Here is a 15,675-nt window from a genome sequence, read left to right on the forward strand (position 1 = left end):
TCCGGGCCGTTTCACGGATTGAACCTGCGGCCCTTTTCGGACATTTTGCCGCCAATCATATTCGTTAGATCATTAGGAGTGCAACATGCCCGAATCCTCTCAGGAGCTTATCTACAACCGGGTATTGTTGAAGATTTCAGGCGAGGCCCTCATGGGCCCGCAGGGATTCGGCCTGCATCCGCCGACCGTCGAGCGCATTGCGCGCGAAGTGAAGGCCGTGGCCGACACCGGGGTCGAGATCTGCATGGTCATCGGCGGGGGCAACATCTTCCGCGGTCTGGCCGGTTCGGCGCAGGGCATGGAACGCACCACCGCAGACTACATGGGCATGCTGGCCACGGTGATGAACGCGCTCGCCATGCAGAGCTCTCTTGAAGGCCTCGGCGTCTTCACCCGGGTGATCTCGGCCATCACCATGAACGAGGTGGCAGAGCCCTACATCCGCCGCCGTGCGGTACGCCACCTCGAGAAGAAGCGCGTCTGCATCTTTGCCGGTGGCACCGGCAACCCCTATTTCACCACCGATACCGCGGCCACGCTGCGCGCCAACGAAATGGCCTGCGAGGCCATCCTGATGGGCAAGAACGGTGTCGACGGTGTCTATGACAAGGACCCCAAGACGAACCCCGACGCCAAGCGCTACGACAAGGTCTCCTACGACGAGGTCCTGCAGAAGAACCTCAAGGTCATGGATGCCTCGGCCATTGCCCTGGCCCGCGACAACCACAAGCCGATCATCGTCTTCCCGCTGGATCAGCCCAATGGCTTCATGGAGATCCTCTCCGGCAAGGGCACCTACACGATGGTCCACGACTGACACGGCACGCCTGGGCTCCGGGAGCGTCAGGGCCGGCGTCGCGCTGGCCCGGATCGAGCCCTGATCGGCCCCGGATCGAGCCCGGATCGAGCCCGGATCGAGCCCGGATCGAGCCGGAGCCGACCTGATCGAAGCGGGCCGGACAGCAGGCCGCGGGCGGGGCCCGGGGTCCGGTGGCGGTCCCTGTTGCGCCCGCCACCATTCATGCAGTATGTCGCCGCCCGCGGGGCGCGAAACCTGCGGTTTGCAGGCCTCAGATGCCCGCAAATGCGGCGCGGCGCTCTATACAACCTCATGCCGGTAGCGCTATAGGTGCACGGCATACCGATACCCGAAGGGATTGAGCAGATGGCTGAAGATTTCGAGCTGGATACCGATGATCTGGCACGCCGCATGGATGGCGCCATGGCCAGCCTGAAGACGGAATTCGCCTCCTTGCGCACGGGGCGCGCGTCGTCTTCGATGCTGGAGCCGGTGATGGTGGAGGCCTATGGCCAGCCCACGCCGATCAACCAGGTCGGCACCGTCAACGTACCCGAGCCGCGCATGGTCACCATCAACGTCTGGGACAAGGCGATGGTCGGCAAGGTCGAAAAGGCCATCCGCGAGAGCGGCCTTGGCATCAACCCTCAGCTGAACGGCACCATCATCATGCTGCCGATCCCCGAGCTGAACGAGGAACGCCGCCGCGAGCTGACCAAGGTGGCCGCGCAATATGCCGAGCACGCCCGCGTTGCCGTGCGCAACCTGCGCCGCGACGGCATGGACCAGATCAAGAAGGCAAAGGCGGACGGACTGTCCGAGGACGATCAGAAGTTCTGGGAGCAGGAAGTGCAGGATCTTACCGATTCCTACATCTCCAAGGTCGATAAGGCTCTCGAAACGAAACAAGCCGAGATCATGCAGGTCTGATCACGGCTGGCGCGACGCGAGGGAACACCATGGCGCAGGATCAGTCTCTGGCCCCCGAGGACAAATCCATGACCGGAGCCGCAGATCCTGCGACAGGGGGCGTGGCCGGCCCATCGTCGGGCGGGCCGCGTCACGTCGCCATCATCATGGATGGCAACGGCCGCTGGGCCAAGATGCGCGGGCGCCCGCGCCTCTTCGGGCATCACGCCGGCGCCAAGCGTGTGCGCGAGATCGTCGAGGCCTGTCCGGACTTGGGTGTCGACTACCTCACGATCTTCGGCTTCTCGACCGAGAACTGGAAGCGCACCCAGATCGAGGTCACCGGCCTGATGAGCCTGTTCCGCTCCTACATCCGCAAGGAGGCGCGGGCGCTGCGCGACAAGAACGTCTGCGTGCGTTTCATCGGCGACCGTCCCGGCCTCGATGCAAAGCTGCAGGCGCTGATGGACGAGCTCGAGGAAATGACCGCCGGGTGCACCGGCACCAATCTGACCATCGCGCTGAACTACGGCGGCCGCGACGAAGTGGCGCGCGCCACCAAGCGCCTGGCCGAGGATGTCGCCGCAGGCCGTCTCGATCCCGCCGCGATCGACGTTGAAACCCTGCCGAAATACCTTGATACCTGCGTTCTGCCCGATCCCGACCTGGTGATCCGCACCAGCGGCGAGGCGCGGATCTCCAACTTCCTGCTCTGGCAATCGGCCTATGCAGAATACGAATTCATCGATACGCTCTGGCCCGACTTCACGCGCGACGTCTTCGCCGGCGTGGTCGACAGCTATGGACAGCGCGACCGCCGGTTCGGCGGCGCCAAGGCCTGAACGGCCCCCGGCCGCCTTTCCTGCGCCGGGCCACCTCGAAAAGGAACGTCATGGCGCAGCCGAACTGGTCCGATCTCATGCCCCGGGTGATCTCCGGGGTGGTCATGGTGGTGGTCGGTCTGCTGCTGATCTGGGCGGGCGGCATGTGGTTCGCGGCCGGTATCGCGCTGATTGCCGGCGGCATGGTCTGGGAGCTCTGCTCCATGATCGCCCCCTACAACAAGACCCGCGCGCTCGAGATGGGCGGCGTCGCCACGCTCTGCCTCGTCGCCGCGATCTTCCTGCCGGGGGGCTTTGCCCTGCCGCTGCTGCTGATCCCCTCGATGATCGGCCTCTCGCTGATCCCGCAGCGCCGCTCGATGTTCCTGCTCTACTGCGCCGCCATCCTGCTCGCCAGCTATGGCATGGTGCGCCTGCGCATGGACCAGGGCGCGCTCTGGCTCGGCTGGCTGATCGCCGTGGTCGTCGTCACCGACGTTGCGGGCTATTTTGCCGGCCGGATGATCGGCGGGCCGAAATTCTGGCCCAAGGTCAGCCCCAAGAAAACCTGGTCCGGCACCATCGCCGGCTGGGTGGGCGCCGCCGTCGTCGGCATCATCTTCGTCCTCTGGCAGGGCGAGAGCTGGTCCATCGTCGGCGTCTCCATCGCCATTTCCATGGCCTCGCAGATGGGCGATATCGCCGAGAGCGCGATCAAGCGCCGCGTCGGCATCAAGGACAGCTCGAACCTGATCCCGGGCCACGGCGGCCTGATGGACCGGTTCGACGGCATGCTGGGCGCCTCGCTCATGCTGCTTCTCACCGGCCCCTGGACCGGACTTTTCTACATTATCCCAAGGCAATAACATGCGCAGGATCACGATCCTCGGGGCCACGGGTTCGATCGGGCAAAGCACCATCGACCTGATCGCCCGTCACCCCGAATCCTATGCCGTCGAGGCACTGACCGGCGGTGCCAACATCGACCAGCTCGCCCGCGATGCCATCCGGCTGAACGCGCGCCTGGCGGTCACCGCCTATGGCGACCGCCTCGCCGACCTGAAGGAGGCGCTCTCGGGCACCGGCATCGAATGTGCCGCCGGCCATGCCGCGCTGATCGAGGCCGCCGAGCGCCCGGCCGACTGGGTGATGTCGGCCATCGTCGGCGCCGCGGGCCTCGCCCCGGGCCTGCGGGCCCTGCAGCGCGGCGCCACCCTGGCGCTGGCGAACAAGGAGAGCCTGGTCTGCGCCGGCCCGCTGATGATGGCCGAGGCCGCGCGCTGCAATGCCACCATGCTGCCGGTGGACAGCGAACATTCCGCTGTCTTCCAAGCGCTCGCAGGCGAGGATCTCGGCTCGGTCGAACGGGTGATCCTGACGGCCTCGGGCGGGGCCTTCCGCGACTGGCCGCTCGATCAGCTGGTCACCGCCACGCCGGAACAGGCCTCCACGCACCCCAACTGGAACATGGGCCAGCGCATTACCATCGATTCCGCGTCCATGTTCAACAAGGCGCTGGAAGTCATTGAAGCCAAGGAGTATTTCCACCTCCGCCCAGAGCAGATCGAGGTGCTGGTCCACCCCGAGAGCATGATCCACGCCATCGTCGGCCATGTCGACGGCGGCATGCTTGCCCATCTTGGCGCGCCCGACATGCGCCATGCCATCGGCTATGCGCTGAACTGGCCCGAGCGGGCGCCGCTGCCCGTCGAGCGGCTCGACCTGGCGCAGATCGGCGCGCTCACCTTCCGCGCCCCGGATGCGGGCCGCTATCCCGCGCTCGAGATCGCCCGCCGCGTGATGGAGACGGGCGGCCTCTCCGGTGCCGCGATGAACGCCGCCAAGGAAGTGGCCCTCGATGCCTTCCTCGACCGCACCATCGGCTTCATGGACATGGCGCGGCTGGTCTCGCGTGTTCTTGACCGGATGGAGGGGGAAAACGCATTGACCGGGCAGGAGTGTACGCTGGATAACGTTCAGGCTGTCGATCGCATGGCCCGCGATCTGGCGGGGGCGCTGGTGCCGGCCCTGACCCGCGCCTGACCCTTCGCCGGGCCCCGCGCCGGGCCCCGCCGCCATGGCCCGTGCCTGGACAGCATCCGACCCGCCCATGCGGGCGCAAACGACGATCCCGACCGGCCCCGACCGGCCGAAAGGTGAAAGCAGGTATGACCCGATGAATTTCTTGCCCGAGTTTGGCAGCACCCTTTTCACGCTGCTGGCCTTCGTGGTCGCTCTCTCCGTGATCGTCGCCATCCATGAATACGGCCATTACATCGTCGGCCGCTGGTCGGGCATCAAGGCCGAGGTCTTCTCGCTTGGCTTCGGCCCGGTGCTCTGGTCGCGCGTCGACAAGCACGGCACCCAGTGGCAGCTGGCCGCGCTGCCTCTCGGCGGCTACGTGAAATTCCTCGGCGACGGGGATGCGGCCTCGGCCGTGCCGGACGAAGAGGGCATCCGCAATCTCACGGCCGAGGAACGCCGCGCCACGATGCAGGGCGCGCCGCTCTGGGCCCGCGCCTGCACCGTGGCGGCGGGGCCGGTCTTCAACTTCATTCTCTCGATCCTGCTCTTTGCCGGCCTGCTCTTCGTGCGGGGAGATATCGTCGAACCCATCGCCGTTGGCGAGATGCGCCCGCTGCCCGCTGCCATCTACGGCGAGAGCGGGCTTCAGCACGGTGACACCATCGTGTCGATCGGCGGGGCGGTGCTGCCCGAAAATGGCGATGCCGCCGGCATGGCGCTCTTCAACGAGACCCTGCCGCGCCAGCCTCAGGTCAGTTACCGGGTCGAGCGCGACGGCTCCACGCTCGACGTGAACGGGCCCTATCCCTATCCGCCGCTGGTGGCACAGCTGGCGCCCAATTCCGCCGCCTACGACATCGGGATGGAGCAGGGCGACGTGATCACCTCGGTCGACGGCAGCCCGATCTTCACCTTCGATCAGCTCCGCGTGGCGGTCGAGGGCGGCAATGGCGCGCCGCTGCTGCTCACCGTCTGGCGGCCAGGCGAGGATCAGGAGATCGAATTCGCCCTGACGCCGCGCCGGGTGGACGAACCCGCGCCCGACGGGGGCTTTCGCACCGAATGGCGCATCGGCATCGCCGGAGGCATGGCCTTCGAACCCGCCACCGACCGCGCCGGCCTCTTCCAGAGCCTCTGGGGCGGCATCACCCAGACGGGTACCGTGATCAGCTCCTCCCTCTCCGGCCTCTGGCACATCGTCACCGGTGCGATCTCCTCGTGCAACATGACCGGCCCCATCGGCATCGCAAAGACCTCCGGCGCCATGGCCAGCCAGGGGGCGGTGACCTTCATCTGGTTCGTTGCCGCGCTCTCCACCGGGGTGGGGCTTCTCAACCTCTTCCCGGTGCCGGTCCTCGACGGCGGCCACCTGGTCTTCCATGCTTGGGAAGCGGTCACGGGCCGCCCACCCTCGGACCGGGCCCTGCGCATCCTGATGACCCTCGGCCTGCTGATCGTCGGCTCGGTCATGATCTTCGCCCTCACCAACGACGTCTTCTGTCCGTGAGATAGCCCGCTCCCTTGCGGGAGCAGGCTGCCTCCGGCGGGGATATTTACGGCCAGATGAAAGAGCCACGGCGCGCTCCGTCATCTGGCCCAAAGTATCCCCGCCGGAGGCATCGCGAAGCGATTTTCGCACCGTCGCAATACCGACGCGATACCGACGTAATACCGACGTTGGAAACGGGCCTTTCCAGCGGGTTATATATATTCCGACAGTGGAATTCGAACGGGCTTGTTTACGGGCTCCGGCACGGGTTCGGGCATGGGCTTTCGCGGTCCGCGGGGCAGGGCGGCGGGGCCTGCGCGCCGTCGTGCAACTCGCCTTTCCTGCTGCATTCTGCGGCTCTGCCACATCTGGGCGTTGCAGATCTGCCAACCACTACGGATTGCGTGTCCTGACATTTTGACATGCGGACGCTCGCAAGGTACTCACACACAAAAGAGGCAGTTGAGTGGGCTTGGATAATGTCTGAAAACTTCGTGACCGGAGCTGCCGCGATGCCGCGCACCCGGCGTCTGATCTTGCCGGTTATCGCCGCATTTTTCGCTTTGATCGCAACCGTTTGCATGGTCGTGCCCGGGCAGGCTCAGGCGCAGACTTATACCTTCAGCAACGTGGTGGTCGACGGTAACGAACGCATCCCCACCGGCACCATCGTTTCCTACGCGGGAATCGCGCGGGGCGAAGCGGTCACCGAGGCCCAGCTGAACGAGGCCTACCAGCGCATCGTCAACTCCGGCCTTTTCGAGACCGTCACCATGACCCCGCAGGGATCGACCCTGTCGATCGACGTGGTGGAATTCCCGACGATCAACCGGATCAGCTTCGAAGGCAACCGCCGCGTCAAGGACGAGAACCTCTCGGGCGTGGTTCAGTCGAAGGAACGCCAGGTCTATTCCCCCTCGCTGGCCCAGGAAGATGCCGCAACGATTTCCGAGGTTTACACCCAGGAAGGGCGTCTGGCCGCAAAGGTCACGCCGCGCATCATCCGCCGCTCCGACAACCGTGTCGACCTGGTCTTCGAGATCTTCGAGGGCGGCAACACCGAGATCGAGCGCATCTCCTTCGTCGGCAACTCGCATTTCTCCGACCGTCGCCTGCGCCAGGTCCTGCAGAGCAAGCAGGCCGGCCTTCTGCGCGCGATCTTCAAGCGTGACACCTTCGTTGCCGACCGCCTCGACTTCGACCAGCAGGTGCTCGACGACTTCTACAAGTCCCGCGGCTATGTCGATTTCCGTATCACCGGGGTGAACGCCGAGCTTGCGCCCAACCGCAACGGCTACGTGGTGACCTTCAACATCCAGGAAGGCGACCAGTTCCGCTTCGGCAACATCACCACCACCAGCGCCTATGAGGGGGTCGACCCGGCACCCTATCAGGCCGCGCTCAGGATCAAGCCGGGCGAGGTCTATTCGCCGACGCTGGTCGACAATTCCGTCGAGCGCATGGAGCGCCTCGCCGTCAAGCAGGGGCTCGACTTCCTGCGGGTTACGCCCGAGATCACGCGCAACGACCGTGACCAGACCCTGAATGTCGATTTCAAGCTCGAGCGTGGGCCGCGCGTCTTCGTCGAGCGTATCGACATCGAGGGCAACACCACCACTCTCGACCGCGTGATCCGTCAGCAGTTCAAGGTGGTCGAAGGCGACCCCTTCAACCCGCGTGAAATCCGCGAGAGCGCCGAGCGCATCCGGGCCCTGGGCTTCTTCGAGGACGCGCAGGTCAAGGCCCGCGAGGGGACCAGTCCCGACCAGGTGATCATCGACGTCGACGTCACCGAGAAGCCCACCGGCTCCCTGTCGCTTGGGGGCACTTACTCGACCACCGAAGGCTTTGGTCTGGCGATCTCCTTCCAGGAAAACAACTTCCTGGGCCGCGGTCAGACCCTCGGCGTGACGGCTTCCGGTGCCAGCGATGACCAGGTCTATGGCCTGAACTTCGTCGAGCCGAGTTTCCTCGGCCGCGACCTGCAGTTCAGCCTCAACGCAAACTACCGCGAGACCGAGAGCAGCTACGCCGAATACTACACCAAGCAGACCACCTTCGGCACCGGCTTCAAGTTCCCGGCTGGCGAGACCTCGGCGCTGACGCTGAGCTACCAGCTCAAGAGCAGCGACATGTCTCTGCCGGACGATTCCGATGCCGGTCCGCTGATCATCTCCGAAACCGAGCGCCCGGACGTGATCGCAAGCTCGGTAGGCTACAAGTACAGCTACGACACCCGGATCACCGGACTCGACCCGAACACCGGCTACCTGCTTGAATTCGGTCAGGATTTCGCCGGCCTCGGCGGCGACGCCAAGTTCGTGCGTACCACCGCGCGGGCGACGGCTCAGACCAAGCTGTTCAACGAGGAGGTTACCCTGCGCGGTACCCTTTGGGCCGGTTCGATTGCCGGTTACGGCGATTACCAGACCCTGGTGACCGACCGCTACCTGATCGGCGGCACCTATATCCGCGGCTTCCAGCCCAACGGTATCGGCCCGCGTCAGTACCTCTCCGGCAGCTACGACGATGCCATCGGCGGTACGGCCTTTGCCACCGCGCAGTTCGACCTCGAATTCCCGCTGGGGCTGCCCGAGGAATACGGGATCTCCGGCGGCGTCTTCTATGACCTCGGTTCGGCCTGGGGCGTGGACACTTCGGCAGACAACATCATCTACTCCGACGCCTCGCTGCGTCAGGTGGTGGGCCTGTCCCTGTTCTGGAATACCCCGATCGGACCGCTGCGTTTCAACTGGTCCAAGGCGATCCAGAAAGAAGAATATGACATCGAGCAAACTTTCGATCTCACGATCCGTACGGAATTCTGATCTAGAGCGGGCGCCGGAGTTTCTCCGGCGCCCGGCCTCAATTGCGACATCGGGCCTGGCGGCGCTGCTGCTGAGCCTGACCTTCTCCGGGGCGCCCATCGCGGCGCAGGCCCAGAGCGCGCCACCGAACCAGTTCGGGGCCCAGACCCTGCCACGCTCTCCGATCCTGACGGTGGACAGCGAGCGGATGTTCTCCGAGAGCAAGTATGGCGAGAAACTCGCGGCCCAGATCGAGGCTCAGGCCTCCGAGATCGCGGCCGAGAACCGCCGGCTCGAGGCCGAGCTTGCCGAGGAAGAGCGCCAGCTGACCGAGAAGCGCCGGCAGATGAATCCCGATGATTTCAAGGCCCTGGCGGATGCCTTCGACGAGAAGGTCACCCGCATCCGCAAGGAGCGCGAGGAGCGCGCGAAGGACCTGGGCCAGGACAGTGACGACGTGCGCCGCAAGTTCCTGATCTCGGCGGAGCCGGTGCTTGATCAGATCATGCGCGAGGCGGGCGCGGCGGTGATCCTCGAGCGCCGCTCTGTCTTCGTGGCCCGTGACGTGGTCGACATCACGGACGAGGCCGTGGCCCGTATCGATGCGGCGCTGCTCGACAGTGTCGATGACGGTGGGCAACCCGACGGGACGGGCACTGATCCGGACGGAGCGTCCGACGCAGTAGCCGGCGCCGGAGCGGCGCAGGCAGACGAGAGCGGCGCGGATGACGAAGCCGCCCCTGCGACCGCAGACGGCGCGGCAACCGACGGGGCCAGCACCGACGGATCCGAGGGCCAGTAGCCGCACTCGGGCCCATGGCAGGCACGCGAAAGCCCGCGGCCCGGTGCCACAGCCGCTTGCCGCATGGCGGTGGACTTGCTAGGGACTTTGGAAACCCGGATCTGTTTTTCCGGGCCGGAGAGATCCGGAATGACACTACTCTGAACAAGGACAGATCAGAATGAGCGAGACGCTTGAAAGCGCAGATATCGCACGAATCCGGCGCATTATCCCGCATCGGTATCCCTTTCTTCTGATCGACAAGGTCGTAGAGATCGACGGCCACAAGTCGGCCCTGGGCATCAAGAACGTCACCGTGAACGAGCCGCATTTCACCGGCCATTTCCCGGACAAGCCGATCATGCCAGGCGTGACCATCGTCGAGGCCATGGCCCAGACCGCCGCCGTGATGGTGGGTGTCGATCAGGGCTTCGAGGACAAGGGGCTGCTGGTCTATTTCATGGGCATCGACAACTGCAAGTTCCGCCGCATGGTGGTGCCGGGCGACGTGCTGAAGATGAAGATCGAAACCGTGCGGGGCAAGCCGGGTGGCAAGGTCTGGAAGCTGAAGGGCACTGCCACCGTGGATGGCAAGCTGGCCTGCGAAGCCGACCTGATGGCCATGATCGACATGTCCGCGGCGGGGGAGTAAGCGGTTATGGCGATCAGCCACGAAGCCTTTGTCCACCCGCAGGCGCTCGTCGAGGACGGAGCCAGTGTTGGTGACGGTGCCCGCATCGGTCCCTTCTGCCACATCGGCCCGGAGGCCGTGATCGGCGCCGGGGTGGAGCTGATGAGCCATGTCGTGGTCCAGGGCCAGACCGAGATCGGGGACGAGACGCTGGTGCATCCTTTCGCGGTGCTGGGCGGCATTCCCCAGGACCTGAAATTCAAGGGCGAGAAGACTCGGCTGACCATCGGCAAGCGCAATCGCATCCGCGAGCATGTCACCATGAGCACCGGCACCGCCGGCGGTGGCGGGCTGACCTCGGTGGGCGACGACGGGCTCTTCATGGCCGGCTGTCACGTGGCGCATGATTGCCGGGTCGGCAACAACGTCATCATCGTGAACAACGCTGCGCTCGCGGGCCATTGCGTGATCGAGGACGAGGTGATCATCGGCGGCCTCTCCGGCGTGCACCAATGGGTGCGGGTCGGCCGCGGCGCGATCATCGGGGCGGTCACCATGGTGACCCACGACGTGATCCCCCATGGCCTTGTGCAGGCGCCGCGCGGGGTACTCGACGGGCTGAACCTGGTGGGGCTGAAGCGCCGGGGTGTGCCGCGCTCAGACATCACAGCGCTGCGCGCTGCCTTTCAGATGCTGGCACAGGGCGAGGGGGCCTTCCAGGACCGCGCCCGCCGCCTCGGCGAGGAAACCGAGAGCGACTATGTCCGCGAGATCGTGAACTTCGTGACCGCCGGCAGTGATCGCTCCTTCCTCACGCCCGGCAAGCAATAGGCCGCGCGGATGGCCTGGCTGAAACGCCGCGGGCCGGCGGCGCCGGTCACCGCGCAACCCGCCACAACCGGACGCCTGGCGATCATCGCCGGGCGCGGTGACCTGCCGGTGCTGCTGGCCGATGCGGTGCCCGATGCCTACTGCGTGGCCTTCGAGGGCACCCAATGCGCCCTGCCGGAGGCGCGCCTCACCCGCTATCGCTTCGAAAAGCTCGGCGCCTTTTTCAAGGGGCTGCATGCCGCGGGCGTGACCCGCGTGGTCATGGCAGGCGGCATCGAACGTCCGCACCTCGACATGAAGCAGCTCGACATGACGATGCTGGCGCTGGCACCAAAGATCATGAAGGGGCTCGGCTCCGGCCGCGACGACGGGCTGCTGCGTCTCGTCATCTCGCTCTTCGAGGATCAGGGCCTTGCCGTCGTCGGCGCGCATCAGGTTCTGCCTTCGCTGACGGCAGAGCCCGGTGTCCTGGCAGGGGCCGGTCTGTCAAAGCAGGGGCAGGCCGATCTGGCCCGTGCGCGCGAAATCCTTGCCGCCCTAGCGCCGGTGGATGTCGGCCAGGGCTGCGTCGTGGCGGGTGGGCTCTGCCTCGGGATCGAGACGGTGCAGGGCACCGATGCGCTGCTGCGCTTCGTTGCGCAGACGCCCGGCAGGCTGCGCCGTGCCCCGGGCGTGTTCTGCAAGCTGCCCAAGCAAGGGCAGGACCTGCGGGTCGACATGCCCACAATCGGTCTCGAGACGCTTCAGGCGGCCTCCGAGGCCGGCCTCGAAGGCCTCGCGATAGCGGCCGGCGGCACGCTGCTGCTGGACCGCGCAGGGCTGATCGCCCGCGCCGAAGCTCTCGGGCTGACACTTCATGCGGTGGAGATGTGATGCGGATCTACGTGATTGCCGGCGAGGCATCGGGCGATTCCCTCGGCGCTGCCGTCATGGCCGGGCTGAAGCAGCTTGCGGGCGAGGCGGTTTCCTTCGCTGGTGTCGGCGGGCCGAGAATGCAGGCCGAGGGTCTGGTCAGTCAGTTCCCGATGGAGGAGCTCTCGGTCATGGGCCTGGCCGAGATCCTGCCCAAGTACTTCCACCTGAAACGCCGCATCAGCGAATGCGCAGAGGCGGTCTTGGCGGATCCGCCCGACCTCCTGCTGACTATCGACAGCCCGGATTTCTGCCTGCGGGTCGCAAAGATCGTCAAGGAAAAGAGCGACATCCGCACCGTGCACTATGTTGCGCCGACGGTCTGGGCCTGGCGGCCCAAGCGGGCGGACAAGATGGCGGGTGTCATCGACCAGGTGTTGGCATTGCTGCCCTTCGAGCCGCCATACCTGCAGCGGGCGGGCACCGAGTGCGATTTCGTCGGCCACCCCGTGGTCACCGAGCCCGTCGCGAGCGAGGCCGAGGCGCTGGCTTTCCGCTATAGCCACGGCATGGGCTCCGACCCGCTGATGATGATCCTGCCAGGATCGCGTCGCGGAGAGGTCGGTCGTCTGGCCGAAACCTTCGGTCGGACGGCGGCGCTGATCTGCGCCCAGGCACCACAGACGCGTCTGGTTCTTCCGGCGGCCGGGCACGTGGCCCCCATGGTGCGCGAGGCCGTCGAGAGCTGGCCGGTCAAGCCGCTGATCCTCGATCCGAACGGTGTCGATCCGGCGACCTTTGCCGCCGAGAAACGCGCGGCTTTCCGGGCCGCCGACGTGGCGCTCGCAGCCTCGGGCACGGTCTCTCTCGAGCTGGCGGCCTCTTCGACGCCCATGGTCATCGCCTACGACATGCAATGGCTGACCAAGCTGATCATCCGGCGGATGCTGCTGACCGATACGGTAACCTTGGTAAATCTCGTCTCCGAGACACGCGCGATCCCGGAGTTCATCGCCGAGAACTGCCGGGCCGAGCTGATCGCTCCCGCGGTGATGCAGGCGCTTCAGGCGCCTGAGGCACAGCAGGAGGCCATGCAGCTGACGATGGAGCGCCTGGGCCGGGGCGGCGAGGCGCCGGGGCTCAGGGCTGCGCGGGCCATACTGGAGGGTATGCAGGAAAAAGCCTGATGGGCAGGGCGCTTATGCGCCCCGCCAGATCCAGCCACCGCCCAGGATGCGCGAGCCTTCGGTTTCGTAGAACACGCAGGCCTGGCCCGGCGACACGCCTTCTTCCGGCGTCAGGAGCTCGACAACCGCCTCGGTATCCGAGATCGGGCGCAGGATCGCCTCGCGCGGCGGGCGGGTCGAGCGGACCTTGACCGAGATCTCGTATTCGTCCCGATCAGTGAACTTGCCGTCGCCGATCCAGTTCACCTCGCGGATGGGAATCATCCGTGTTGCCAGCATTTCCTTCGGGCCGACGACCACCTGTTTCGCATCCACGTCGAGCTTGACGACGTAGAGCGGGTCGGCAAGCCCGCCGATGCCAAGGCCGCGGCGCTGGCCAATGGTATAATGGATGACGCCCTCGTGGGTGCCCAGTACGCGACCGTCCACGTCGACAATCTCGCCCGGTTCGGCGGCGCCGGGGCGCAGCTTCTCGATCACGCTGGCATAGTTACCGTTCGGTACGAAACAGATGTCCTGGCTGTCAGGTTTGTCGGCCACGGCAAGGCCATATTCTGCCGCTAGCGCCCGGGTTTCGGCTTTGGAGGCAAGGTGCCCGAGAGGAAATCGCAAAAATTCGAGCTGTTCCGGGGTCGTGGAAAACAGGAAGTAACTCTGATCGCGATTCGCATCGGCTGCCGAATGCAGCTCCGGGCCGTGGTCTCCCATCATGCGCTGGATGTAATGGCCGGTGGCCATGCAGTCGGCATCCAGGTCCTTGGCGGTTTCCAGCAGGTCCTTGAACTTGACCCGCTCGTTGCAGCGGATGCAGGGCACGGGCGTGGCGCCGGCCAGGTAACTGTCGGCAAATTCGTCGATCACGGCGTCCTGGAAAATGTTCTCGTAATCAAGAACATAATGCGGAAATCCCATTTCCTCGGCGACCCGGCGTGCGTCGTGGATGTCGATCCCGGCACAGCAGGCGCCCTTTTTCGCGAGCGCCGCTCCGTGGTCGTAGAGCTGCAGAGTGACACCGATGACGTCGTATCCCTCCGAGGCCAGCTTGGCGGCCACGACCGAGCTGTCGACGCCGCCGGACATGGCGACGACGACCCGGGTCTCCGAAGGAGGCTTCGGAAAACCCAGAGAATTCAGTTCGGTGACGGCGTCGAGTCCCATGATTGCTCCTGATCTGCTCCCCTTGGGAGCGTAAGACCAAGAGAATATAGGAAAATGCGATGCACTCTCAACCCGCTGTTTCACTCCGCGTTAAATTGCAGGCGGAAAAATAGGGAGGATTGAACAAGGGTCAGAGCGATGTATCTGAAGAAAGTGCAGGGTCCGAGGGCAGTTACGCTGCCGGATGGACGGGTCATGACGCGGGCGGATTTGCCGCCTGCGGATACACGTCGGTGGGTGGCGTCGCGCAAAGCCGCAGTTGTGCGGGGTGTTGTGCATGGTCTTATATCTCAGGAAGAGGTACAAGAACGATACAACATTTCGCCGGAAGAGTTCCTTGAATGGGTCAGTGCCGTGGCCAATCACGGCGAGGAGGCTCTCAAGGCAACGGCGCTCCAGAAATTCAGACAACCATAGGGTGTTTCAAAATCTGGAATTACTCGGTAACGTTAGATTAACCAAATGGCGTCACGTTAACCAGCGTCAACGGGATTAACGGAGATTACTCGGCATGCGCGTGCTTTTGGTAGAAGACGATCCGACAACGTCGAAGAGCATCGAGTTGATGCTGACCCATGCCAACCTGAACGTCTACACGACGGATCTTGGCGAAGAGGGCATCGACCTTGCCAAGCTCTACGACTACGACCTGATCCTGCTGGACCTGGGCCTGCCGGACATGAATGGCCACGAGGTGCTGCGGCAGCTGCGCCTGGCCCGTATCGAGACGCCGATCCTGATCCTCTCCGGGGCCGACGACACCGAGAACAAGCTCAAGGGTTTCGGATTCGGGGCCGATGATTACCTTACCAAGCCCTTCCACCGCGAAGAGCTTGTCGCGCGCATTCACGCCATCATCCGCCGCTCCAAGGGGCATTCGCAGTCGGTCATCCGCACCGGCCGGATCGAGGTGAACCTCGACGCCAAGACGGTCGAAGCCGATGGCAAGCCGGTGCATCTGACCGGCAAGGAATACCAGATGCTCGAGCTGCTCAGCCTGCGCAAGGGTACCACGCTTACCAAGGAGATGTTCCTCAACCATCTCTACGGCGGCATGGACGAGCCCGAGCTGAAGATCATCGATGTCTTCATCTGCAAGCTTCGCAAGAAGCTCTCCACCGCCACCGAAGGTGATAATTACATCGAGACGGTCTGGGGACGTGGCTACGTGCTGCGGGATCCCGAAGGCGGCCGGATCGACGAGAAGCAGATGGCCCTCGGCGCTACCGGCTGAGGCCGGCATGGCCGGGGCGAGTTGCTCCGGATGAGGTCCTTCCCGCCGGGGTCACCACGCACGCACTGGACCTCGCAGATCACGCCCCCTATCACTTGCCCCCAAAGGCCGCCGTCGCGGCCGGGGAAAGTGATTTCGAAGGGCGTTTCAA

General features: G+C 65.0%; 15 protein-coding genes. 14 read left to right on the top strand and 1 reads right to left on the bottom strand.

The annotated features are described in order from the left end of the window. The first annotated feature begins 85 nt into the window (after nucleotides 1-85). The 12 genes from pyrH (at nucleotide 86) to lpxB (ending at nucleotide 13,132) form a co-directional block, all read left to right on the top strand. Nucleotides 86-817, top strand: a complete 732-nt coding sequence (gene pyrH / locus AC0WR5_RS08525; RefSeq protein ID WP_475868194.1) for a UMP kinase — start codon at nucleotides 86-88, stop codon at nucleotides 815-817. Between the two features lie 348 nt (nucleotides 818-1,165). Further along, the gene (gene frr, locus AC0WR5_RS08530; RefSeq protein ID WP_475868196.1) at nucleotides 1,166-1,729 is read left to right on the top strand and encodes a ribosome recycling factor; all 564 of its coding nucleotides are present in this window, start codon (nucleotides 1,166-1,168) and stop codon (nucleotides 1,727-1,729) included. Nucleotides 1,730-1,797: 68 nt separating this feature from the next. Further along, nucleotides 1,798-2,550: a polyprenyl diphosphate synthase gene (uppS, locus tag AC0WR5_RS08535; RefSeq protein WP_475868198.1), complete on the top strand. Its 753-nt coding sequence runs from the start codon at nucleotides 1,798-1,800 to the stop codon at nucleotides 2,548-2,550. Between the two features lie 50 nt (nucleotides 2,551-2,600). Next, entirely contained in the window at nucleotides 2,601-3,395 is a 795-nt protein-coding gene (locus tag AC0WR5_RS08540) for a phosphatidate cytidylyltransferase (RefSeq protein ID WP_475868200.1), read from the top strand. 1 nt (nucleotide 3,396) lies between these two features. Next, nucleotides 3,397-4,572, top strand: coding sequence for a 1-deoxy-D-xylulose-5-phosphate reductoisomerase (dxr, locus tag AC0WR5_RS08545; RefSeq protein ID WP_475868202.1), 1,176 nt, complete (start codon nucleotides 3,397-3,399; stop codon nucleotides 4,570-4,572). Nucleotides 4,573-4,705: 133 nt separating this feature from the next. Beyond that, on the top strand, nucleotides 4,706-6,061 hold the full coding sequence (gene rseP, locus AC0WR5_RS08550; RefSeq protein WP_475868204.1) for an RIP metalloprotease RseP: 1,356 nt from the start codon (nucleotides 4,706-4,708) through the stop codon (nucleotides 6,059-6,061). 461 nt (nucleotides 6,062-6,522) lie between these two features. Continuing rightward, nucleotides 6,523-8,871: an outer membrane protein assembly factor BamA gene (bamA, locus tag AC0WR5_RS08555; RefSeq protein WP_475868206.1), complete on the top strand. Its 2,349-nt coding sequence runs from the start codon at nucleotides 6,523-6,525 to the stop codon at nucleotides 8,869-8,871. Beyond that, complete coding sequence (locus tag AC0WR5_RS08560; RefSeq protein ID WP_475868208.1) at nucleotides 8,825-9,652, top strand: OmpH/Skp family outer membrane protein; 828 nt, start codon at nucleotides 8,825-8,827, stop codon at nucleotides 9,650-9,652. The genes bamA and AC0WR5_RS08560 overlap by 47 nt, the downstream gene beginning before the upstream one ends. Before the next feature lie 160 nt (nucleotides 9,653-9,812). Further along, nucleotides 9,813-10,283 (top strand): 3-hydroxyacyl-ACP dehydratase FabZ, encoded by a 471-nt coding sequence (gene fabZ, locus AC0WR5_RS08565; protein WP_475868210.1) that lies wholly within the window; start codon nucleotides 9,813-9,815, stop codon nucleotides 10,281-10,283. A 6-nt stretch (nucleotides 10,284-10,289) separates the two neighbouring features. Beyond that, nucleotides 10,290-11,093, top strand: a complete 804-nt coding sequence (lpxA, locus tag AC0WR5_RS08570; RefSeq protein WP_475868212.1) for an acyl-ACP--UDP-N-acetylglucosamine O-acyltransferase — start codon at nucleotides 10,290-10,292, stop codon at nucleotides 11,091-11,093. 9 nt (nucleotides 11,094-11,102) lie between these two features. Continuing rightward, nucleotides 11,103-11,966: an LpxI family protein gene (locus AC0WR5_RS08575; RefSeq protein WP_475868214.1), complete on the top strand. Its 864-nt coding sequence runs from the start codon at nucleotides 11,103-11,105 to the stop codon at nucleotides 11,964-11,966. Next, the gene (gene lpxB, locus AC0WR5_RS08580) at nucleotides 11,966-13,132 is read left to right on the top strand and encodes a lipid-A-disaccharide synthase (RefSeq protein ID WP_475868216.1); all 1,167 of its coding nucleotides are present in this window, start codon (nucleotides 11,966-11,968) and stop codon (nucleotides 13,130-13,132) included. Before AC0WR5_RS08575 ends, lpxB begins: the two co-directional genes overlap by 1 nt. Before the next feature lie 12 nt (nucleotides 13,133-13,144). Here the strand turns inward: lpxB and mnmA are convergent, their stop codons facing one another. Next, on the bottom strand, nucleotides 13,145-14,290 hold the full coding sequence (mnmA, locus tag AC0WR5_RS08585) for a tRNA 2-thiouridine(34) synthase MnmA (protein ID WP_475868218.1): 1,146 nt from the start codon (nucleotides 14,288-14,290) through the stop codon (nucleotides 13,145-13,147). Between the two features lie 138 nt (nucleotides 14,291-14,428). On the opposite strand from mnmA, the gene sciP reads away from it, so the two are divergent. Further along, complete coding sequence (gene sciP / locus AC0WR5_RS08590) at nucleotides 14,429-14,707, top strand: CtrA inhibitor SciP (protein WP_475868219.1); 279 nt, start codon at nucleotides 14,429-14,431, stop codon at nucleotides 14,705-14,707. Nucleotides 14,708-14,801: 94 nt separating this feature from the next. After that, nucleotides 14,802-15,524 carry a response regulator transcription factor CtrA gene (ctrA, locus tag AC0WR5_RS08595; protein WP_475868221.1) on the top strand — a complete coding sequence of 241 codons (723 nt, stop codon included), beginning with the start codon at nucleotides 14,802-14,804 and terminating at the stop codon, nucleotides 15,522-15,524. Nucleotides 15,525-15,675: the final 151 nt, after the last annotated feature.

The sequence above is a fragment of the Pseudooceanicola sp. DL12 genome (assembly GCF_056270665.1).